Raw genomic sequence first — 21,502 nt, forward strand, 5'->3', positions numbered from 1 at the left:
GGACGGGCTGCACATGCAGCCCGTCCGGCGTTTGAGGACCGGGGGTTCGGGGGCGGAGCCCCCGCCGTCAGGGTGACGCCGGCGGGTACAGATCGCGCGGCAGCTGGGCGGCCGCGGACTGGTCCAGCAGCCACAGCGTGCGGCGTGAGCCATAGGCGCCCGCCGCAGGGGCCTGGATCTCGCCGGCGCCGGACAGGGCCATGGCCACGGCGTTGGCCTTGTCCTCGCCCGCCGCCAGCAGCCAGACCTCCCGGGCCGCGCGGATCGCCGGCAGGGTCAGCGAGACCCTGGTCGGCGGCGGCTTCGGGGCGCCGTGGACGCCGACGACCGTGCGCTCGGTCTCGCGGACGCCCGGGAGCTCCGGGAAGAGCGAGGCGACGTGCGTGTCCGGGCCGACGCCCAGCAGGAGGACGTCGAAGGACGGGACCGGGCCGTGGTCCTCGGGCCGGGCGGCCGCGGCCAGTTCGGCCGCGTACGCCTCCGCCGCCGCGTCGGCGTCGTCGTACGTGCCGTCCGCGGCGGGCATGTAGTGGACCCGCGCCGGGTCCAGGTCCACCGCGTCGAGCAGGGCCTCGCGCGCCTGTGTGGCGTTGCGCTCGGGGTCGCCGTCCGCCAGGAACCGCTCGTCGCCCCACCACAGGTCCAGACGCGACCAGTCGACCGCGTCCCGGGCGGGCGCCGCGGCGAGGGCCGCGAGCAGCCCGTTGCCGTTGCGCCCGCCGGTGAGGACGACGGACGCCGAGCCGCGGGCGGCCTGGGCGTCCACGATCTTCGTGATCAGCCGGGCGGCCGCGGCCTGGGCCATCAGCTCCTTGTCCCGGTGGACGACGATCTGAGGCGTGCTCACTTGGACGCCGCCTTCTTGCCGGAGGCCTTCTTCGCCGGGGCGGGCTTGTCCTCGGCGGCCGGGGCGGCCTCGGGAGCCTCCGCGGCCTCCGGGGCCGGACCGCCGGCCGCCGCCGGGGCGGCCGGCACCGGGTCGCCGAGCCGCTCCACGCCGTACTTCAGCGCGGACTCGTAGATGTCGTCCGGGTCCAGTCGGCGCAGCTCCTCGGCGAGGAGCTCCGCGGTGTCCCGCCGCTTGAGCGCCACGGCGCGGTCCGGCTGGCCGCGCATGGAGAGCGTGGCCAGGGAGCCGTCCGGGCGGTCCAGGGTGATGACGCCGGAGGTGGTCTCCAGGCGGACGGCCGTCAGGCCGGGGCCCTCGGAGACGGTCCGCCGGGCGGTCACCCCGAGGCGGTCGGCGAGCCACATGGCCAGCAGCTCGGCGCTGGGGTTGTAGGCCTCGCCCTCGACCTCGGCCGAGGTGACCTCGATGCCCGGCTGCTGGTCCAGGGCGGCCGCGAGCATCGAGCGCCACGGCGTGATCCGGGCCCAGGCCAGGTCGGTGTCGCCGGGGGAGTAGCTGGAGGCGCGGGCCGCCAGCTCCGTGACGGGGTCCTCGGCGGCGTAGGTGTCGGTGACCCGGCGCTGGCCGAGCGCGCCGAGCGGGTCCTTCTCCGGGTCGATCGGGGAGGCCACCGGCCACCACACGACCACGGGGGCGTCCGGCAGCAGCAACGGCAGCACCACCGACTGGGCGTGGTCTATGACCTCGCCGTACAGCCGCAGCACCACCGTCTCGCCGGTGCCGGCCGACGTGCCCACCCGTACCTCGGCGTCCAGGCGGGCCTGGGCGCGGTCGCGCGGCGAGCGGCTGACGCGCTTGATGACGACGAGCTTGCGCGAGGGGTGCTCGCGGGAGGCCTCGTTGGCCGCCTTGAGCGCGTCGTACGCGTGCTCCTCGTCGGTGACGATGACCAGGGTCAGCACCATGCCGATGGCAGGGGTGCCGATGGCCCGGCGGCCCTGGACCAGAGCATTGTTGATCTTGCTGGCCGTGGTGTCCGTGAGATCCATTTTCATGGCCGACGCCAGCTCCGTCCCTCTCGTGCGAGCATCTCGTCCGCCTCGACCGGGCCCCAGGTGCCGGCCGCGTACTGGGCGGGCTTGCCGTGCGCGTCCCAGTACTCCTCGATCGGGTCGAGGATCTCCCAGGAGAGCTCGACCTCCCGCAGGCGCGGGAAGAGGTTGGCGTCGCCGAGCAGCACATCGAGGATGAGCCGCTCGTACGCCTCCGGGCTGGACTCGGTGAACGACTCGCCGTAGGCGAAGTCCATCGAGACGTCGCGGACCTCCATCGAGGTGCCCGGCACCTTCGAACCGAACCGCATGGTGACGCCCTCGTCCGGCTGCACCCGGATGACCAGGGCGTTCTGCCCCAGCTCCTCGGTGGCGGTGTGGTCGAAGGGCGAGTGCGGGGCGCGCTGGAAGACGACCGCGATCTCCGTGACGCGACGGCCCAGACGCTTGCCGGTGCGCAGGTAGAAGGGGACGCCCGCCCAGCGGCGGTTGTCGATCTCGAGCTTGATCGCGGCGTAGGTGTCGGTCTTCGAGCGGGGGTCGATGCCCTCTTCCTCGAGGTAGCCGACGACCTGCTCGCCGCCCTGCCAGCCGTTCGCGTACTGGCCGCGCACGGTGTCCTTGCCGAGGTCCTTGGGCAGCCGCACGGCGCCCAGCACCTTGGTCTTCTCCGCGACCAGCGCGTCCGCGTCGAAGGAGGCGGGCTCCTCCATGGCGGTCAGCGCCAGCAGCTGCAGCAGGTGGTTCTGGATGACGTCACGGGCGGCGCCGATGCCGTCGTAGTAGCCGGCGCGGCCGCCGATGCCGATGTCCTCGGCCATGGTGATCTGCACGTGGTCGACGTAGGACCGGTTCCAGATCGGCTCGAAGAGGGTGTTGGCGAAGCGCAGCGCCAGGATGTTCTGGACCGTCTCCTTGCCCAGGTAGTGGTCGATCCGGAAGACCGCCTCGGCCGGGAAGACCTCGTGGACGATCCGGTTCAGCTCCTGGGCGCTCTTCAGGTCGTGGCCGAAGGGCTTCTCGATGACGGCGCGCCGCCAGGAGTTCTCCTTCTGCTCGGCCAGGCCGTGCTTCTTGAGCTGCTGGACCACCGTGGGGAAGAACTTCGGCGGCACGGACAGGTAGAAGGCGAAGTTGCCGCCCGTGCCCTGCGCCTTGTCCAGCTCCTCCATGGTCTTCTTGAGGGTGTCGAAGGCCTCGTCGTCGTCGAAGTCGCCCTCGACGAAGCGGCAGCCCTGCACCAGCTGCTGCCAGACCTCCTCGCGGAACGGGGTGCGCGCGTTCTGCTTGACCGCGGTGTACACCTCGTGGGCGAAGTCCTCGTCGTGCCAGGAGCGGCGGGCGAAGCCGATCAGGGAGAAGCCCGGCGGCAGAAGGCCACGGTTGGCCAGGTCATACACGGCGGGCATCAGCTTTTTGCGGGACAAATCGCCCGTGACGCCAAAGATGACCAGGCCCGACGGCCCCGCGATACGCGGGAGCCGTCGGTCCAGAGCGTCACGCAGCGGATTGCTGCTGCTCAATTCACGCCTCCGGGGCGAGGCGCTTGAGCTCCGCCTCGGTGGACTTCAGAAGGTCGTTCCACGACTGCTCGAACTTGTCGACGCCCTCGTCCTCGAGGAGCTGGACGACGTCGTCGTACGAGATGCCCAGCTTCGCCAGCGCGTCGAGCTCGGCCTTGGCCTGCTCGTACGTGCCGCGCACCGTGTCACCGGTGATCTGCCCGTGGTCGGCGGTGGCCTCCAGGGTGGCCTCCGGCATGGTGTTCACCGTGTTGGGGGCGACCAGGTCGTCCACGTACAGGGTGTCCTTGTAGGCCGGGTCCTTGACGCCGGTCGAGGCCCACAGCGCACGCTGCTTGTTGGCGCCGGCCTTCTCCAGGGCGGTCCAGCGGTCCGAGGAGAAGACCTCCTCGTAGGCCTGGTAGGCCAGACGGGCGTTGGCGAGGGCGGCCTTGCCGCGCAGCGCCTTGGCCTCGTCGGTGCCCAGCGCGTCCAGGCGCTTGTCGATCTCGGTGTCCACGCGGGACACGAAGAAGGACGCGACCGAGTGGATCAGGGACAGGTCCAGACCCGCGGCCTTGGCCGTCTCCAGACCGGTCAGGTAGGCGTCCATGACCGCGCGGTAGCGCTCGAGGGAGAAGATCAGCGTGACGTTGACGCTGATGCCCTTGCCGATGACCTCGGCGATGGCCGGCAGGCCCGCCTTGGTCGCCGGGATCTTGATCAGGGTGTTGGGGCGGTCCACCAGCCAGGCCAGCTGCTTGGCCTCGGCGACGGTGGCGGCGGTCTCGTGCGCCAGGCGCGGGTCGACCTCGATGGAGACCCGGCCGTCCTGGCCGTCGGTCGCGTCGAAGACCGGGCGCAGGATGTCGGCGGCGTCGCGGACGTCCGCCGTCGTGATCATGCGGATGGCCTCGTCCACGGTCACCTTGCGCACGGCGAGGTCGGCGAGCTGCTGCTCGTAGCCGTCACCGCTGGAGATGGCCTTCTGGAAGATCGACGGGTTGGTCGTGACGCCCACGACGTGGCTCTGGTCGATGAGCTCGGCCAGGTTGCCCGACGTGATGCGCTTGCGGGACAGGTCGTCCAGCCAGATCGCGACGCCTTCGTCGGAGAGGCGCTTGAGTGCGTCTGTCATGGGGTTTGCATCTCCTACTGGTTGTATACGGGCGTCGTCAGCGGCGGTTGACGTCGGCGATCGACTCGCGGGCGGCCTCGACGACGGCCTCCGAGGTCAGGCCGAACTCGCGGTAGAGCACCTTGTAGTCGGCGGAGGCGCCGAAGTGCTCGAGCGAGACGATGCGGCCGGCCTCGCCGACGTAGCGGTGCCAGGTCAGGCCGATGCCGGCCTCGACGGCCACGCGGGCCTTGACGTCCGGCAGCAGCACGCCGTCGCGGTAGGCCTGGTCCTGCTCCTCGAACCACTCGACGGACGGCATCGAGACCACGCGGGTCGGGATGCCCTCGGACTGGAGCGCGGTGCGGGCCTCGACGGCCAGCTGCACCTCGGAGCCCGTGGCGATCAGGATCACCTGCGGGCGGCCGCCCTCGGCCTCGAACAGGACGTAGCCGCCCTTGGCCACGCCCTCGTTGGCCTCGTACGTCGGGACGTTCTGGCGGGTGAGGGCCAGACCGTGCGGCGCCGGGTGGGTGGTGTGACGCTTGGTGATCTCGCGCCAGGCGATCGCCGTCTCGTTGGCGTCGGCCGGGCGGACCATGTTCAGGCCCGGGATGGCCCGCAGCGCGGCCATGTGCTCGACCGGCTGGTGGGTCGGGCCGTCCTCGCCCAGGCCGATGGAGTCGTGCGTCCACACGTAGGTGACCGGCAGCTTCATCAGCGCGGCCAGACGCACGGCCGGGCGCATGTAGTCGGAGAACACCAGGAAGGTGCCGCCGTAGATGCGGGTGTTGCCGTGCAGCGCGATGCCGTTCATGGTCGAACCCATGGCGTGCTCGCGGATGCCGAAGTGGACCGTACGGCCGTACGGGTTCGCCTCCGGCAGCGGGTTGCCCTCCGGGAGGAAGGAGGACGACGCGTCGATGGTGGTGTTGTTCGAGCCGGCGAGGTCGGCGGAGCCGCCCCACAGCTCGGGGATCACGCCGCCCAGCGCCTTGAGGACCTCGCCGGACGCCTTGCGGGTCGCGACGTCCTTGCCGGCCGGGAAGACCGGAACGGCCTTCTCCCAGCCGTCGGGCAGCTCGCCCGCGTTGATGCGGTCGAAGTCGGCGGCGCGCTCGGGGTTGGCCTGGCGCCACTGCTGGATCCGCTTGTCCCAGGCGGCGTGCGCCTCGGCGCCGCGGTCGACGACCTGGCGGACGTGCGCGAAGACCTCGTCCTCGACCTGGAAGGTCTGCTCGGGGTCGAAGCCCATGACCTTCTTGGTCGCCGCGACCTCGGCGTCGCCGAGCGCCGAGCCGTGCGAGGCCTCGGTGTTCTGGGCGTTCGGGGCCGGCCAGGCGATGATCGTGCGGGCCGCGATGATCGAGGGGCGCTCGGTCTCGGCCTGCGCGGCCTTGAACGCCGCGTACAGGGCCTTGACGTCGAAGTCGCCGTTGGCGGCCTGCTCGATGCGCTGGACGTGCCAGCCGTAGGCCTCGTAGCGCTTGAGGACGTCCTCGGAGAAGGCGGTCTCGGTGTCGCCCTCGATCGAGATGTGGTTGTCGTCGTAGAGCGCGACGATGTTGCCGAGCTTCTGGTGGCCGGCCAGCGAGGACGCCTCGGCGGAGATGCCCTCCTCCAGGTCGCCGTCGGAGACGATCGCCCAGATGGTGTGGTCGAAGGGCGACTCGCCCTTCGGGGCCTCCGGGTCGAACAGGCCGCGCTCGTAGCGGGCGGCCATCGCCATGCCCACGGCGTTGGCGATGCCCTGGCCCAGCGGGCCGGTGGTGGTCTCCACGCCGCGGGTGTGGCCGTGCTCCGGGTGACCGGGGGTCTTGCTGTCCCAGGTGCGGAAGGCCTTCAGGTCCGCGAGCTCCAGGCCGTAGCCGGCCATGAAGAGCTGGACGTAGAGGGTCAGGCTGGTGTGACCGGGGGAGAGGACGAAACGGTCGCGGCCGGTCCAGTCGGCGTCACTGGGGTCGTGCCGCATCAGCTTCTGGAACAGCATGTAGGCCGCGGGCGCCAGGCTCATGGCCGTGCCCGGATGGCCGTTGCCGACCTTCTGCACGGAGTCCATGGCCAGGACGCGGGCGGTATCGACGGCCCGCTGGTCCAGTTCGGTCCATTCGAGGTCTGTGGTGGTCGGCTTGGTGCTCACCCTCGGATCAGGGCTCCTCTCCACATGTTCAATCTGCCGGGGGCGGTATTGCCCGCCACGACGCGGCGCCGTCGAGCCTACCCCCGCTGGGACGCGCATTTTTTCGACGTACAGTCGGGCTCCTTGCCTCTCATTTGAGTGCGCGCGGCGGCCATGACTCCAGCCTGCCGGGCGCACGGCCCGCCCGCCTCTCGAACGCGACCGTTCTGTCGGGTTACGCGCCGTACGATCCGGCGGCGCCGGGGCCTCAACACGACCCCACCCCGGCGGAGGCCGGGCTGACCCCTGCGTCTAGAGTGGCGTGGTACGCGCAAGCCTTTACCCGGGATTCCCGCCCGGACGCGCTTGCTGGCCTTATCTCTGTCAGGGGTGTGCGTGACGGCCGTCGAATCCCGTCCTGCGGGGGTGCTCACCGAGAGCCCGGTCCCGGGTCACCGGCCGCTCGGGGCCCGTGTCAAGGCGTTCGTGGCACTCACGAAGCCGCGTGTCATCGAGCTGCTGCTGATGACGACGGTGCCGGTGATGTTCCTGGCGGCCGAGGGTGTGCCCGACCTGTGGCTCGTGCTGGCCACCTGCATCGGCGGTTACCTCTCCGCCGGTGGCGCCGGCGCGTTCAACATGTACTACGACCGCGACATCGACGCGATGATGGACCGTACGTCGCAGCGTCCACTGGTGACGGGCATGGTCTCGCCCCGCGAGTGCCTGGTCTTCGCCGCCGCGCTGACCGTCGGGTCGACCGTGTGGTTCTGGTATCTGGTCAACCCCCTGTCGGCGATGCTGTCGCTGGGCGCGTCCCTGTTCTACACCGTCGTCTACACGATGATCCTCAAGCGGCGTACGGCCCAGAACATCGTCTGGGGCGGGATCGCCGGCTGCCTGCCGGTCATCATCGGCTGGTCGGCGGTCAAGAACGAGGTCTCCTGGGCCTCCGTGATCCTCTTCCTCGTCATCTTCTTCTGGACGCCGCCGCACTACTGGCCGCTGTCGATGAAGGTGAAGGACGACTACGAGCGCGTGGGCGTGCCCATGCTGCCGGTCGTCGCGGGCAACAAGGCCGTGGCCAAGCAGATCGTCCTCTACAGCTGGGTGATGGTCGGCGTGTCGCTGCTGCTGACGCCGCTGGGCTACACCGGCTGGTTCTACACGCTCGTCGCCGTCGTATGCGGCGGGTTGTGGCTGAAGGAGGCGCACGCGCTGCAGGCGCGCGCCAAGGCGGGCATCACGGGCGCGAAGCTCAAGGAGATGCGCCTGTTCCACTGGTCGATCACGTACGTGTCGCTGCTGTTCACCGCTGTCGCGATCGACCCCTTCCTGCGCTGACGTCAACAGGCTGCCGATCGGGCGGCGCGGGTGGTCAAAGCCACCCGCGCCGCCCATCGCCGTTTCGGCTACCCGTCGGTAGCATCCTGGCCATGGCAGACAACAAGCAGGCAGCGAAGCTGGCCAAGCAGATCACCGCCTTCGCCAGGAGCCACGGCGGCAGCGCCGAAGGCCAGCTCGCCCACATAGGGCGGGGAACCACCCGCATCGCCCTCGTCGGCGCCAACGGCGAGTGGGGCAACCTCGTGGCCCGCGACTTCGAGACCGCCCGCCAGGCCACCGAGCTGGCCGGGATCACCCTCCAGGACGACTTCGACGGCGAGATGGCCGCCAAGGTCCGCACGGGCCCGTACGAGTGGTCCCGCATGGCCGGCATCCAGATCGGCGGCCCCGCCAATCCTTCCGCCGATAACTGACGGCCCCCTCGCCCGTTAGAACCACCGGGAGCGGCGCCACGGCGCCGCACGGTGGGGACCGGTGAGGGAGGGGCGCATGGACGGCTTGATGGAGGGCATACCGCCGCTCGTCGACCAGTACAGCCACGGAGCCGTCCACGGGGACCTGGGGATCGGCGCCTTCGAGACGCACCTGGCCGAGGCCGCCGGGTCCACCGGGCCCGCGCCGCCCGGCACCACCTTCTTCGACAGCCGCGCCGGCCTCGCCGTGCGCCGCTGGTGCCCGCCCCTGCTGGGCCTCGAACCGCACTGCGAGCCCGTCCGCTATCTGGCCAGGCGCCGCGAACTGGGCGCCTACCGTGCCGGGCACCTGCTGCTGCGCGGCGCCGGCATCGGCACGTTCCTGCTGGCGGCCGGGGCGCCCGGCGACCTCACCTCGCCCGCCGAACTGGCCCGCGCCGCCGACGGCCGCGCCCACGAGGTCGTACGACTCGAACCGCTCGCCGCCCACGTGGCGGACGGATGCGGCAGCGCGGACGCCTTCCTCGCCTGTACCGCCGAGGTCCTCTACACGGCCGCCCGCACCGCCACGGCCTTCGCCTCCGGCGTCGCCTTCTGCGAGGGCGCCCCGCCCGCGGCCGCACAGGTGCGCGAGGCCGCCGGGCGCTGGCTGCGCACCCGCCGCCGGGGCGAGGCGCCCACGGACGCGGTCCTCGGCCGGCACCTGCTGTGGAGCGCGGTCGCCACGGGCCTGCCCCTGCAGCTGCACTGCCCGGACCCGCAGCGGCTCACCGGATTCCTGCGGGCCACCGCGAGCCGCGGCGCGGACCTGGTGCTGCTGCCGGACCCCTGGCACCGGCGGCAGGCGGCCCAGCTGGCCGCCGCCTTCCCGCACGTCTACGCGGACGTCGGGACCCGGCCCGAGGAGACCCTGCGCGAGGCGCCGTTCGGCAAGCTGCTGTTCTCCACGGGCGCACGGGGCCTGGCGGAGCTGTACGTGGTGGCCGCCCGGCTCTTCGTACGGGCCATGGAGCGGCTGATGGGCGACTGGGTCGCCGACGGCTGGTGCCGGGCGGCCGAGGCGGGGCGGATCGCCTCGCTGGTGGCCGCCGGCACCGCCCGGAGGGTCTACCGGCTGGACGCCGTCGCGGGCTGAGCGGCGGCCTCGTGCTCGCCGGAGGGGGCGGGCAGCTCCACCGGCTCGCCGCGCTCGCGCAGCGAGAGGAAGACCCGCAGCACCGCGATCCACACCAGGCAGGAGCCGAACATGTGGGTGCCGACGATGACCTCGGGCGAGTCGTTGAAGTACTGCACGAAGCCGACGACGCCCTGGAGCATCAGGACGGCGAACAGCTCGACCACCCGGCGCCTGGGCGCCTCGGGCGCGTCGACGGCCCGCAGCACGAACCACAGGGCCACGGTGAGACCGACGACGACGAAGACGAAGTCGACGTGCAGCTGCGTGATCTGGTGCCAGTCCAGCGGGATGCGGTGGATGTCCTTGGACGCGTCGCCCGCGTGCTTGCCCGAACCGGTCACGACCGTGCCCGCGATGATCAGCAGAGCCGTCGCGACGACCAGGACCCCGGTCAGCTGACGCACCGGACGGGCCACCAGATCGCGCGGCTCCTCGTCGCCCTCGTGCGAGCGCCGCCACATCACCACGGCCACCGTCAGCAGCGCGGTCGCCGCCAGGAAGTGCGACGCGACGATGTAGGGGTTGAGTCCCGTCAGGACCGTGATGCCCCCGATGATGCCGTTGCTCGCGATCAGCCAGAACTGCGCCCAGCCCAGCCGGGTGAGGGAGCGGCGGCGCGGCAGGGACGCGCGCGCCGCGACGATCGCCACGCCCACGACCGCGCACAGCACGTAGGTGAGCATGCGGTTGGTGAACTCGATGATGCCGTTGATGCCCATGGCCGGCGTGGGCGTCAGGCTGTCCTCCGTGCACGTCGGCCACGTGGGACAGCCGAGCCCGGACTGGGTGAGCCGGACCGCGCCACCGGTCACGACGATGATCACGGCCATGACGACGCAGGCCAGTGTGGCGCCCCGGACGAAGCGGGCGGAGGGCTGCCAGCGGTCGGCGACCATCTGGAGGGGATTCAGCGTTTTCGGCACGGGAGTCATCGTACGGGTGGGCTTGTGCATGGATTCACGAGGGGGCGGCAGGTCCCCGGCGCGCCCTATTCCCAGCGGAAGAACCGGGCCGCCGCGCCCAGCCCCAGCGCGGCCCACGCGGCCAGGATGCCGAGGTCGGCCCACGGCATGGCCGCGCCGTCGCGCAGGACGTCCCGCAGGCCGTCGGAGAGCGCCGAGATGGGCAGCAGCGCCAGCGCCGACTGGACGGCGCCGGGGAACTTCTCCAGCGGCACGATGACGCCGCCGCCGACGAGCAGGAGCAGGAAGACGAGGTTGGCCGCGGCCAGCGTCGCCTCCGCCCGGAGGGTGCCGGCCATCAGCAGCCCCAGCCCGGAGAACGCGGCCGTGCCGAGGACGAGCAGCAGGAGTACGGCCAGCGGGTTGCCGTGCGGCGACCAGCCGAGCGCGAAGGCGATCACGGTCAGCAGCGCGATCTGCAGGATCTCGGTGACCAGCACGGAGCAGGTCTTGGCCGTCATCAGGCCCCAGCGCGGCAGGGGGGAGGCGCCCAGCCGCTTGAGCACGCCGTAGCGGCGCTCGAAGCCGGTGGCGATGGCCTGCCCGGTGAACGCCGTCGACATCACCGCCAGCGCCAGCACGCCGGGGGTCAGGAAGTCCACGGCCTTGTCCTCACCCGTGTCGACGATGTCGACGGTGCTGAAGAGCGTCAGCAGGAGGGTGGGGATGACGACGGTCAGCAGCAGCTGCTCGCCGTTGCGCAGCAGCATCCGCGTCTCCAGCGCGGCCTGGGCCCGGATCATCCGGCCGAGGGGGGCGGCGCCGGGCTTCGGCGCGAAGGTACCGGTGGCGGTCATGCGCGCAGCTCCTTGCCGGTGAGCTCCAGGAAGACGTCCTCGAGGGTGTGGCGCTCGACCGTTATGCGGTCGGGCATGACTCCGTGCTGGGCGCACCACGACGTCACCGTCGCGAGCAGCTGCGGGTCGACCGTGCCGCTGACGCGATAGGAGCCGGGGGCCGGCTCCACGGCGGCGGAGTCGGCGGGCAGGGCCTTGAGAAGGGAGGCCAGGTCCAGGCCGGGCCGGCCGTGGAAGCGCAGGCTGTTCTCGGCGCCGCCGCGGCACAGCTCCTCGGGGCTGCCCTGGGCGACGACCTTGCCGCCGTCGATGATGGCGACGTCGTCGGCCAGCTGTTCGGCCTCGTCCATGTAGTGCGTGGTCAGCACGGTCGTCACGCCGTCCGCGCGCAGCTCGCGCACCAGGTTCCAGGTGGCGTGCCGGGCCTGCGGGTCCAGGCCCGCGGTCGGCTCGTCGAGGAAGACCAGCTCGGGGCGGCCGACGACGGCCATGGCCAGCGAGAGCCGCTGCTGCTGCCCGCCGGACAGCCGCCGGTAGGCCGTGCGGCCGCAGTCGCCCAGGCCGAGCCGCTCGATCAGCGCGTCGACCTCCAGGGGGTGTGCGTGCAGTGACGCGGTGTGGCGGAGCATCTCCTCCGCGCGGGCGCCGGCGTAGATGCCGCCGCTCTGCAGCATCACGCCGATGCGCGGGCGCAGGGCCGCGGAGTCGGCGACGGGGTCGAGCCCCAGCACGCGGACGGTGCCGGCGTCGGGGCGGCGGTAGCCCTCGCAGGTCTCGATGGTGGTGGTCTTGCCGGCCCCGTTGGGGCCCAGGACGGCCGTCACGCCGCCGGTCGCGACGCTCAGGTCGAGGCCGTCGACCGCGGCCTTCGCCCCGTACCGTTTGACCAGGCCGTGGACTGCGACCGCGGGCTCTGCATGCATGCCCGGAAGTGTACGAAGCCCGCGGGCCGGTCAGGGCCGCCGGGGTCGGGGTTAGGTGACCCTAAGTGATCAAAGCCACCGTTCCGTGATCCGGACGAGCTTGTCGCGCCTCCGGCAATTACGCAACAATGGTGTTGTGAAATACGCGGGCGAAGCTCCACAGGGACCCGTGGCCGAGCCGGCCGCCGGGCAGGGCCCCCGCATACCCACTGCCCACGACGAGCAGTCAGGCACCCGCAACCGCGTCGCCCGGTCGATCCTCGATCACGGTCCGTCCACCGCGGCCGAGCTGGCCGTGCGCCTCGAGCTCACCCAGGCGGCCGTCCGCCGCCACCTCGACACCCTGGTGTCCGAGGGCGTGGTCGAGCCCCGCGAGAAGCGCGTCTACGGTGCCCGCTCCCGTGGCCGCCCCGCCAAGGTATTCGCCCTGACCGACTGCGGCCGGGACGCCTTCGACCAGGCCTACGACCAGCTCGCCGGAGACGCCCTGCGCTGGATCGCCCAGTCCGCGGGCGGCGGCGAGATGGGCGAGGCGGCGGTCGCGGCCTTCGCCCGCGCCCGTATGGCCGCACAGGCCGAGGCCTATCGCGCAGCCCTCGAGGTCGTCGCCCCCGAGGACCGCACGGAGGCTCTCGCCCGGGCATTGACCGCGGACGGGTACGCTGCTACGGCGCGTAGCGCGCCGGTCGGCGAACAGCTTTGCCAGCACCACTGCCCGGTCGCCCATGTCGCCGAGCAGTTCCCGCAGCTGTGCGAGGCGGAGACCGAGGTCTTCTCCCGCCTGCTCGGGACACATGTGCAGCGTCTCGCCACCATCGCCCACGGTGACGGTGTGTGCACGACGTACATCCCCAAAAAGACCACCACCGCATCCACCAGCACGGCCGGGAGGAACCCCGCATGACTCTCCCCACGGAGACTGCCCACCCTGAGCTCGAGGGCCTGGGCACGTACGAATACGGCTGGGCCGACTCCGACGAGGCCGGTGCCGCGGCCAAGCGCGGCCTCTCCGAGGAGGTCGTCCGCGACATCTCGGCCAAGAAGTCCGAGCCTGAGTGGATGCTGAAGCTCCGCCTCAAGGGCCTGAAGCTCTTCGACAAGAAGCCCATGCCGACCTGGGGCTCCGACCTCTCCGGCATCGACTTCGACAACATCAAGTACTTCGTGCGCTCCACCGAGAAGCAGGCCGCTTCCTGGGAGGACCTGCCGGAGGACATCAAGAACACCTACGACAAGCTGGGCATCCCCGAGGCCGAGAAGCAGCGCCTGGTCGCCGGTGTCGCCGCCCAGTACGAGTCCGAGGTCGTCTACCACCAGATCCGCGAGGACCTGGAGGAGCAGGGCGTCATCTTCCTGGACACCGACACCGCCCTGAAGGAGCACCCCGAGCTCTTCCAGGAGTACTTCGGCACGGTGATCCCGGTCGGCGACAACAAGTTCGCCTCGCTGAACTCCGCCGTGTGGTCCGGCGGCTCCTTCATCTACGTCCCCAAGGGTGTCCACGTCGACATCCCGTTGCAGGCCTACTTCCGCATCAACACGGAGAACATGGGCCAGTTCGAGCGGACGCTGATCATCGTCGACGAGGACGCCTACGTCCACTACGTCGAGGGCTGCACCGCCCCGATCTACTCCTCCGACTCGCTGCACAGCGCCGTCGTGGAGATCATCGTCAAGAAGGGCGGCCGCTGCCGCTACACGACGATCCAGAACTGGTCGAACAACGTCTACAACCTGGTCACCAAGCGGGCCGTGGCCTACGAGGGCGCGACCATGGAGTGGGTCGACGGCAACATCGGCTCCAAGGTGACGATGAAGTACCCGGCCGTCTACCTGATGGGCGAGCACGCCAAGGGCGAGACCCTGTCCATCGCCTTCTCCGGCGAGGGCCAGCACCAGGACGCCGGCGCCAAGATGGTCCACATGGCGCCGAACACCTCCTCCAACATCGTCTCCAAGTCGGTGGCGCGAGGCGGCGGCCGTACCTCCTACCGCGGCCTCATCGAGATCGGCGAGGGCGCCCACGGCTCCAAGTCGAACGTGCTCTGCGACGCCCTGCTGGTGGACACCATCTCCCGGTCGGACACCTACCCCTACGTCGACGTCCGCGAGGACGACGTCTCCATGGGCCACGAGGCGACCGTCTCCAAGGTCAGCGACGACCAGCTCTTCTACCTGATGAGCCGCGGTCTGTCCGAGGACGAGGCCATGGCCATGATCGTCCGCGGCTTCGTCGAGCCGATCGCCCGCGAGCTGCCGATGGAGTACGCGCTGGAGCTCAACCGGCTGATCGAGCTGCAGATGGAAGGCTCGGTCGGCTGACCCCGCCCCCCGGACATCGCAGCGAACCCTTTGTGACAGGAAGAGAGCACGACGACAGCCATGGCTGACAACACTCCCGCCGGCAGCACGACCGACGGCGCCATCCAGGTGGGCGGGCCCAAGCAGCCCATCGACGCGCGGGTCAGCGCCCCCGCCTCGTACGACGTCGCGGACTTCCCCGTGCCGAACGGCCGCGAGGAGGAGTGGCGGTTCACCCCGCTGACGCGCCTCCGCGGCCTGCACGACGGCACCGCCGTCGCTGATGGCGCCGGCGTCAAGGTCGAGGTGACCGCCCCCGAGGGCGTGACCGTGGAGACCGTCGGCCGCGACGACGCCCGTCTCGGCAAGGCCGGCAAGCCCGTCGACCGGGTCGCCGCCCAGGCGTTCACCTCCTTCGAGAAGGCCTCGGTCGTCTCGATCCCCAAGGAGACGGTGCTCACCGAGCCCGTCCGGGTCGCCGTGCACGGCGAGGGCGGAGTGGCCTTCGGCCACCAGGTCATCGAGATCGGCGCCTTCTCCGAGGCCGTCGTCGTCATCGACCACACCGGTGACGCCACGCTGGCCGCCAACGTCGAGTACCTCATCGGCGACGGCGCCAAGCTCACCGTCGTCTCCGTCCAGGACTGGGACGACACCGCGGTGCACGCCGCCCAGCACACCGCCCTGGTCGGCCGCGACGCCACCTTCAAGTCCGTGATCGTCACCCTGGGCGGCGACCTGGTCCGCCTCCACCCGCGGGTCGTCTACGCCGGCCCCGGCGGCGAGGCCGAGCTCTACGGCCTGTACTTCACCGACAACGGCCAGCACCAGGAGCACCGCCTCCTCGTCGACCACGACACCCCGCACTGCCGCAGCAACGTCGTCTACAAGGGCGCGCTGCAGGGCCAGGACGCCCACGCCGTGTGGATCGGCGACGTACTCATCCGCGCCGCCGCCGAGGGCACCGACACCTACGAGCTCAACCGCAACCTCGTCCTCACCGACGGCGCCCGCGTCGACTCGGTCCCCAACCTGGAGATCGAGACCGGTGAGATCGTCGGCGCCGGCCACGCCTCGGCGACCGGCCGCTTCGACGACGAGCAGCTCTTCTACCTGATGGCCCGCGGCATCACGGCCGACGAGGCCCGCCGGCTGGTCGTGCGCGGCTTCTTCGCCGAGCTCGTGCAGCAGATCGGCATCCCCGACCTGGAGGAGCGCCTCATCGCCAAGATCGAGGCCGAGCTGGAGGCGTCCCTGGCATGAGCGAGACCGTCTACGTACGCGCAGCCACGCTGAGCGAGCTGGAAGAGGACACCCCCAAGCGGGTCGAGATCGACGGCACCCCCGTCTCCCTCGTCCGCACCGAGGGCGAGGTGTTCGCGATCAACGACATCTGCTCGCACGCCAACGTCTCGCTCTCCGAGGGCGAGGTGGAGGACTGCCACATCGAGTGCTGGCTGCACGGCTCCAGCTTCGACCTGCGCACCGGCAAGCCCGACGGCCTGCCCGCCACGCGTCCCGTCCCCGTATACCCCGTCAAGATCGAAGGGGACGACGTGCTCGTCTCCATCACCCAGGAGTCCTGAGTTCCCCATGGCAACGCTTGAGATCCACGACCTGCACGTCTCCGTCGAGGCCGAGAACGGCCCCCGGCAGATCCTCAAGGGCGTCGACCTGACCGTGAAGCAGGGCGAGACCCACGCCATCATGGGCCCCAACGGCTCCGGCAAGTCCACCCTGGCCTACTCGCTGGCCGGTCACCCCAAGTACACGATCACCGGCGGCACCGTCACCCTCGACGGCGAGGACGTCCTGGAGATGTCCGTCGACGAGCGCGCCCGCGCCGGCGTCTTCCTGGCCATGCAGTACCCGGTCGAGGTCCCGGGTGTCTCGGTCTCCAACTTCCTGCGCACCTCCGCCACCGCCATCCGCGGCGAGGCCCCCAAGCTGCGCACCTGGGTGAAGGAGGTCAAGTCCGCCATGGAGCGCCTCCAGATGGACCCCGCCTTCGCCGAGCGCAACGTCAACGAGGGCTTCTCCGGCGGCGAGAAGAAGCGCCACGAGATCCTCCAGCTCGAGCTGCTCAAGCCGAAGATCGCGATCCTCGACGAGACCGACTCCGGCCTGGACGTCGACGCGCTGCGCCAGGTCTCCGAGGGCGTCAACCGCGTCCGTGAGACCGGCGAGGTCGGCACCCTGCTGATCACCCACTACACGCGCATCCTGCGCTACATCAAGCCGGACTTCGTCCACGTCTTCTCGGCCGGCCGCATCGTCGAGTCCGGCGGCGCCGAGCTCGCCGACAAGCTCGAGAACGAGGGCTACGAGGCATACAGCACGAAGGGCGGCGTAACGGCGTGACCATACTGCTGCCGGGCCTCCTCGACACCGACGCGATCCGCAAGGACTTCCCGATCCTGGACCGCGTGGTCCACGACGGGAAGAAGCTCGTCTACCTGGACAACGCCGCGACCTCCCAGAAGCCGCGCCAGGTGCTCGACGTGCTCAACGAGCACTACGAGCGGCACAACGCCAATGTCCACCGCGGCGTGCATGTGCTCGCCGAGGAGGCCACGGCGCTCTACGAGGGCGCCCGCGACAAGGTCGCCGCCTTCGTCAACGCCCCCAGCCGCGACGAGGTGATCTTCACCAAGAACGCCTCCGAGTCGCTCAACCTCGTGGCCAACATGCTGGCCTGGGCCGACGAGCCCTACCGCGTGGACCACGAGACCGAGATCGTCATCACGGAGATGGAGCACCACTCCAACATCGTGCCGTGGCAGCTGCTCGCGCAGCGCTCGGGCGCGAAGCTGAAGTGGTTCGGCCTCACCGACGACGGCCGGCTCGACCTGTCCAACATCGAAGAGATCATCACCGAGAAGACCAAGGTCGTCTCCTTCGTGCTGGTCTCCAACATCCTGGGCACCGTCAACCCGGTCGAGGCGATCGTCCGCCGGGCGCAGGAGGTCGGCGCCCTGGTCGTCATCGACGCCTCGCAGGCCGCCCCGCACATGCCGCTGGACGTCCAGGCCCTGCAGGCCGACTTCGTGGCCTTCACCGGCCACAAGATGTGCGGCCCGGACGGCATCGGCGTCCTGTGGGGCCGCCAGGAGCTGCTGGAGGACCTCCCGCCGTTCCTCGGCGGCGGCGAGATGATCGAGACCGTCTCGATGCACTCCTCGACGTACGCTCCCGCGCCGCACAAGTTCGAGGCCGGTACGCCCCCGATCGCCCAGGCCGTCGGCCTCGGCGCCGCGGTGGACTACCTCACCTCGATCGGCATGGAGAACATCGCCCGGCACGAGCACGCGATCACCGAGTACGCGATCCGCAGGCTCCAGGAGGTCCCGGACCTGCGCATCATCGGCCCCACCACGGCCGAGGACCGCGGCGCCGCCGTCTCCTTCACGCTCGGTGACATCCACCCGCACGACGTGGGCCAGGTCCTCGACGAGCAGGGCATCGCGGTCCGGGTCGGCCACCACTGCGCCCGCCCCGTGTGCCTGCGCTACGGAATTCCCGCGACCACGCGAGCGTCGTTCTATCTGTACTCCACCCCCGGCGAGGTCGACGCCCTGGTCGAGGGTCTGGAGCACGTACGGAACTTTTTCGGCTGACGGCGAGGGCTGCTGACTGTGAAGCTTGATTCGATGTACCAGGACGTCATCCTGGACCACTACAAGAATCCGCACGGGCGGGGCTTGCGGGACGGCGACGCCGAGGTGCATCACGTCAACCCCACCTGCGGCGACGAGATCACGCTGCGGGTGCGGCTGGCCGGTGAGACGATCGAAGACGTCTCCTACGAGGGCCAGGGCTGCTCCATCAGCCAGGCGAGCGCCTCGGTGCTCAACGAGCTGCTGGTCGGCAAGGACCTCGCCGAGGCCCGCCGGATCCAGGAGACCTTCCTGGAGCTGATGCAGTCCAAGGGCAAGCTCGAGCCGGACGACGCGATGGAGGAGGTGCTGGAGGACGCGGTCGCGTTCGCCGGCGTCTCCAAGTACCCGGCGCGGGTGAAGTGTGCTCTGCTGAGCTGGATGGCGTGGAAGGACGCGACCGCCCAGGCGATGGGCGGGGACCGCGAAGACACAGCAAGGAAGACCGCATGAGCGACAATGCAGAGGTGGCCACCACCAAGCCGGCCACGGAGGAGGAGGTCCGCGAGGCCCTCTACGACGTGGTCGACCCCGAGCTGGGCATCGATGTCGTCAACCTCGGCCTGATCTACGGCATCCACATCGACGACGCCAACATCGCCACCCTCGACATGACGCTGACGTCCGCGGCCTGCCCGCTGACCGACGTCATCGAGGACCAGGCGAAGTCCTGCACGGAGGGCATCGTCAACGAGCTCCGGATCAACTGGGTCTGGATGCCGCCGTGGGGCCCGGACAAGATCACGGACGAGGGCCGCGAGCAGCTGCGCGCGCTGGGCTTCAACGTCTGAGCGCACGGCTCCGCGCCTCCCGCGCACCGCATCGGCCCGCTTCCTGACCCGGTCAGGAGGCGGGCTGATGCGTTGTGGCGCAGTGGATGCCGCCACCGCCCTCGGCGAGGGCGTGGATCTCCACGGTCCGTACCTCGCGCCCCGGGTGCAGGGCGCCCAGCAGGGCCGCCGCCTCCTCGTCGGCGCCCCGGTCGCCGAAGCGGGGCACGACGACGGCACCGCCGGGCCCTCCGGTGACGTAGTAGTTGACGTAGCTGCCGAGGAAGTCGGGGCCGCGGTCGCCGAGCTCGGCGGGGTCCGGCTCCGGCAGGTCGATGATCTCCAGGACACGGCCCTCCGCGTCGGTGGCCGCCTCCAGCGCGGCCCGGGCCCGCTCGTACACCCGCGTCCACACATCGGGCCGCGGCGAGCGCGGCGGGCGGCTGAGGAGGACCTCGGCGGGGCCCACGAAGCGGGCCAGGGAGTCGATGTGGCAGTCCGTGATGTCCGCGCCGCGCACGCCCTCGACCCAGATCACCTTGCGGACGCCGAGCAGGGCGGTCAGCTCCCGTTCGATGTCGTCCCGGGTGCGGCCCGGGTTGCGGTTGTCGTTGACCAGGGAGGACTCGGTGACCAGGAGGGTGCCCGCGCCGTCGGTCTCCAGGGAGCCGCCCTCGGCGACGAAGGGGGCCTCGACGCGCGGGATGCCGAACCGCTCCAGCACGCGCCGGGCGACCCGGCCGTCGCGGCCGTGCTCCTGCTTGCCGCCCCAGCCGTTGAAGCGGAAGTCGATCCCGTGGACGGTGCCGTCGGGCGCGGTGACGAACACCGGCCCCGTGTCCCGCAGCCACACATCGTCCACCGGCACCGGCACGACCTCGACGGCACCCCCGCACGCCGTGGCGGCCTCCGCCGCGTCGTTTGGCCCCGCGAGCAGCACGACGGGTTCGTACGCGGCGATCGTGAGGGCGATCGCGGCGACGTCCGCGCGCACCTCGGCCACGTGCCGCCCCCAGCCGGAGTCGGCGGGCGGCCAGCCCAGGAAGGTCCGCGCGTGCGGCAGCGACTCGGACGGAAAGTGGTTCATCGCCGGTCACAGGCCGCCGGTGTACAGCAGCCGGTTGGGGGTGCCCGGCTTGATGTCCCTGGCCACGTTCTTGGTGGACTGCTCGATGAGCCAGTTGACGACCGTCGTCGACGAGGCCGTCGGGTTCCCGGCCTTGTAGAGCGCCGCGACGCCCGCCACGTGGGGGGCGGCCTGGGACGTGCCGCTCTTCGTGGAGGTGCCGCCGCCGTTCCGGTCGGAGACGATGTCCGCGCCGGGCGCGAGAATGCGGGCGCACGGGCCGTAGTTGCTGAAGTCGGTCATCTGGTCCAGCTGATTGGTCGCCCCGACCGCGAACGCCGCGAGCGCGCCGGCGGGGGAGTGGTCGCAGGCGTTCTCGTTCTCGTTCCCGGCCGCGACGACGGGCGGCACGCCCTTGCCCGCGACGCTGCCGGCGGCGGTGTTGATCGCCTGTGAGAAGGGGCCGCTGATCGAGGCGTTGAGCACCGAACCGGGGCCCGCCGTCCTGGCCACGTAGTCGAAGCCCGCGATGAACTTGGCGGTCGTCGTCCTGCCCACGCAGTCCAGCACCCGCACGCTGACCAGGGCCGCCTTGCGGGCCACGCCGTACGCCGCACCGCCGACCGTGCCCGCCACATGCGTGCCGTGCCCGCTCCCGGAGGGACAGTCGGCGCCGTTGCCCCCGGCGGTCACGAGGTCGGTGCCGTTCCTCGCGCGGCCGCCGAAGTCGGGGTGGGTGTAGTCGATGCCGGTGTCCATGACGTAGACGGTGGCGCCCTCGCCGGTGGCGCCGGCGTTGAACTGGCTGTCCAGGGGCAGGCTGCGCTGGTCGATGCGGTCCAGCCCGTAGGCGTCGGTCCCCACGCGGGGACGGGCACCGGGGGCGCCGGGGCGGACCGGGGCGGCGGGGCCGTCCGGTGTGTCGGCCTGGACGAGGACCGCGTCCTGTTCCACGGCCGCGACGTCGGGGGCGCTGCGCACGGCCTCCAGCTGCTCGGCGCTCAGCCTGGCGGCGAAGCCGGTGAGGGCGTGGGTGTAGATGTAGTCCGGGGTCACCCCCAGCCGCCTGGTCAGGGTGCGCGGACTGAACCCCGTGCGCAGCGTGACGATGTAGTGGTCGGGCACGCGCTCACCGGCCGTCGGCCGCAGTGGGGCGGGCCGCCGCGAGTCCTCCCCGCCCGGGCCGGCCGAGGCCGCCGGGGCGTTGGCCAGGGGAAGGGCCAGAAGGAGCAGGGCCGCTGCGGGCAGACAGCGTCGGGGCAGACTCATGCGGGTTCCGTTCGGTGGCGCGTGCGGGGCGGAGAGCGGGAGCCAGGTGAAGACGACCGGCCCCGGAAGCGGGAGCGGGCTCCCGGAGCCGTCCCCCTATGGATATGTCGACTTTGCTGGCGCTCGCGATCCGGACTGGGCCGACCGGCTGGCGACGCTGGGCCACTCGCGTGAGGCACGC

General features: G+C 71.1%; 21 protein-coding genes. 11 read left to right on the top strand and 10 right to left on the bottom strand.

All coding sequences use genetic code 11. The features are described 5' to 3' along the window. Nucleotides 1–67: 67 nt before the first annotated feature. The 5 genes from pgl to tkt are packed head-to-tail and all read right to left on the bottom strand — an operon-like array spanning nt 68 to nt 6,661. On the bottom strand, nt 68–847 hold the full coding sequence (gene pgl, locus AB0G59_RS26125) for a 6-phosphogluconolactonase (RefSeq protein ID WP_360916248.1): 780 nt from the start codon (nt 845–847) through the stop codon (nt 68–70). Next, the gene (gene opcA / locus AB0G59_RS26130) at nt 844–1,905 is read right to left on the bottom strand and encodes a glucose-6-phosphate dehydrogenase assembly protein OpcA (RefSeq protein ID WP_360916251.1); all 1,062 of its coding nucleotides are present in this window, start codon (nt 1,903–1,905) and stop codon (nt 844–846) included. The genes pgl and opcA overlap by 4 nt, the downstream gene beginning before the upstream one ends. Next, a complete protein-coding gene (gene zwf, locus AB0G59_RS26135) occupies nt 1,902–3,425 on the bottom strand; it encodes a glucose-6-phosphate dehydrogenase (protein ID WP_360916254.1) in 1,524 nt (507 codons plus the stop codon). Before zwf ends, opcA begins: the two co-directional genes overlap by 4 nt. Nucleotide 3,426: 1 nt before the next feature. After that, a complete protein-coding gene (gene tal, locus AB0G59_RS26140) occupies nt 3,427–4,542 on the bottom strand; it encodes a transaldolase (RefSeq protein WP_071965954.1) in 1,116 nt (371 codons plus the stop codon). 37 nt (nt 4,543–4,579) lie between these two features. After that, nucleotides 4,580–6,661 (bottom strand): transketolase, encoded by a 2,082-nt coding sequence (tkt, locus tag AB0G59_RS26145; RefSeq protein WP_360916259.1) that lies wholly within the window; start codon nt 6,659–6,661, stop codon nt 4,580–4,582. A 375-nt stretch (nt 6,662–7,036) separates the two neighbouring features. Between tkt and AB0G59_RS26150 the strand changes: the two genes are divergently transcribed. From AB0G59_RS26150 to AB0G59_RS26160, 3 genes are all read left to right on the top strand, one after another. Continuing rightward, on the top strand, nt 7,037–7,984 hold the full coding sequence (locus tag AB0G59_RS26150; protein WP_071964236.1) for a heme o synthase: 948 nt from the start codon (nt 7,037–7,039) through the stop codon (nt 7,982–7,984). A 92-nt stretch (nt 7,985–8,076) separates the two neighbouring features. Next, nucleotides 8,077–8,400: a hypothetical protein gene (locus AB0G59_RS26155; RefSeq protein WP_071964227.1), complete on the top strand. Its 324-nt coding sequence runs from the start codon at nt 8,077–8,079 to the stop codon at nt 8,398–8,400. A gap of 88 nt (nt 8,401–8,488) precedes the next feature. Next, nucleotides 8,489–9,535 carry an amidohydrolase gene (locus tag AB0G59_RS26160; protein WP_360916398.1) on the top strand — a complete coding sequence of 349 codons (1,047 nt, stop codon included), beginning with the start codon at nt 8,489–8,491 and terminating at the stop codon, nt 9,533–9,535. Here AB0G59_RS26160 and AB0G59_RS26165 read toward each other — a convergent pair. From AB0G59_RS26165 to AB0G59_RS26175, 3 genes are all read right to left on the bottom strand, one after another. Continuing rightward, nucleotides 9,508–10,500, bottom strand: coding sequence for a COX15/CtaA family protein (locus AB0G59_RS26165; RefSeq protein ID WP_360916263.1), 993 nt, complete (start codon nt 10,498–10,500; stop codon nt 9,508–9,510). The genes AB0G59_RS26160 and AB0G59_RS26165 overlap by 28 nt on opposite strands. A 65-nt stretch (nt 10,501–10,565) precedes the next feature. Next, a complete protein-coding gene (locus tag AB0G59_RS26170; RefSeq protein ID WP_360916266.1) occupies nt 10,566–11,336 on the bottom strand; it encodes an ABC transporter permease in 771 nt (256 codons plus the stop codon). Next, a complete protein-coding gene (locus AB0G59_RS26175) occupies nt 11,333–12,259 on the bottom strand; it encodes an ABC transporter ATP-binding protein (protein ID WP_360916269.1) in 927 nt (308 codons plus the stop codon). Before AB0G59_RS26175 ends, AB0G59_RS26170 begins: the two co-directional genes overlap by 4 nt. Nucleotides 12,260–12,428: 169 nt before the next feature. Between AB0G59_RS26175 and AB0G59_RS26180 the strand changes: the two genes are divergently transcribed. From AB0G59_RS26180 to AB0G59_RS26215, 8 genes are read left to right on the top strand one after another with little or no spacing between them, the layout of a single operon-like run. Further along, entirely contained in the window at nt 12,429–13,163 is a 735-nt protein-coding gene (locus AB0G59_RS26180) for an ArsR family transcriptional regulator (protein WP_360916272.1), read from the top strand. Then, entirely contained in the window at nt 13,160–14,581 is a 1,422-nt protein-coding gene (gene sufB, locus AB0G59_RS26185) for a Fe-S cluster assembly protein SufB (RefSeq protein ID WP_360916275.1), read from the top strand. Before AB0G59_RS26180 ends, sufB begins: the two co-directional genes overlap by 4 nt. Nucleotides 14,582–14,641: 60 nt before the next feature. Beyond that, nucleotides 14,642–15,823 (top strand): Fe-S cluster assembly protein SufD, encoded by a 1,182-nt coding sequence (gene sufD, locus AB0G59_RS26190; protein WP_360916278.1) that lies wholly within the window; start codon nt 14,642–14,644, stop codon nt 15,821–15,823. Beyond that, nucleotides 15,820–16,146: a non-heme iron oxygenase ferredoxin subunit gene (locus AB0G59_RS26195; protein ID WP_071964234.1), complete on the top strand. Its 327-nt coding sequence runs from the start codon at nt 15,820–15,822 to the stop codon at nt 16,144–16,146. Before sufD ends, AB0G59_RS26195 begins: the two co-directional genes overlap by 4 nt. Before the next feature lie 7 nt (nt 16,147–16,153). After that, nucleotides 16,154–16,921, top strand: a complete 768-nt coding sequence (sufC, locus tag AB0G59_RS26200; protein ID WP_071964235.1) for a Fe-S cluster assembly ATPase SufC — start codon at nt 16,154–16,156, stop codon at nt 16,919–16,921. A 2-nt stretch (nt 16,922–16,923) separates the two neighbouring features. Continuing rightward, complete coding sequence (locus AB0G59_RS26205; protein WP_360916401.1) at nt 16,924–18,177, top strand: cysteine desulfurase; 1,254 nt, start codon at nt 16,924–16,926, stop codon at nt 18,175–18,177. An 18-nt stretch (nt 18,178–18,195) separates the two neighbouring features. Continuing rightward, entirely contained in the window at nt 18,196–18,669 is a 474-nt protein-coding gene (sufU, locus tag AB0G59_RS26210; RefSeq protein WP_360916283.1) for a Fe-S cluster assembly sulfur transfer protein SufU, read from the top strand. Then, nucleotides 18,666–19,007 carry a metal-sulfur cluster assembly factor gene (locus AB0G59_RS26215; protein WP_071965084.1) on the top strand — a complete coding sequence of 114 codons (342 nt, stop codon included), beginning with the start codon at nt 18,666–18,668 and terminating at the stop codon, nt 19,005–19,007. The genes sufU and AB0G59_RS26215 overlap by 4 nt, the downstream gene beginning before the upstream one ends. 52 nt (nt 19,008–19,059) lie before the next feature. Here the strand turns inward: AB0G59_RS26215 and AB0G59_RS26220 are convergent, their stop codons facing one another. Then, nucleotides 19,060–20,073, bottom strand: a complete 1,014-nt coding sequence (locus AB0G59_RS26220) for an agmatine deiminase family protein (protein ID WP_360916286.1) — start codon at nt 20,071–20,073, stop codon at nt 19,060–19,062. 6 nt (nt 20,074–20,079) lie between these two features. Next, nucleotides 20,080–21,321, bottom strand: a complete 1,242-nt coding sequence (locus AB0G59_RS26225) for a S8 family peptidase (RefSeq protein ID WP_360916289.1) — start codon at nt 21,319–21,321, stop codon at nt 20,080–20,082. Nucleotides 21,322–21,502: the final 181 nt, after the last annotated feature.

Origin of the sequence: Streptomyces sp. NPDC021096 (assembly GCF_040641275.1) — a bacterium.
GTDB lineage: Bacteria > Actinomycetota > Actinomycetes > Streptomycetales > Streptomycetaceae > Streptomyces.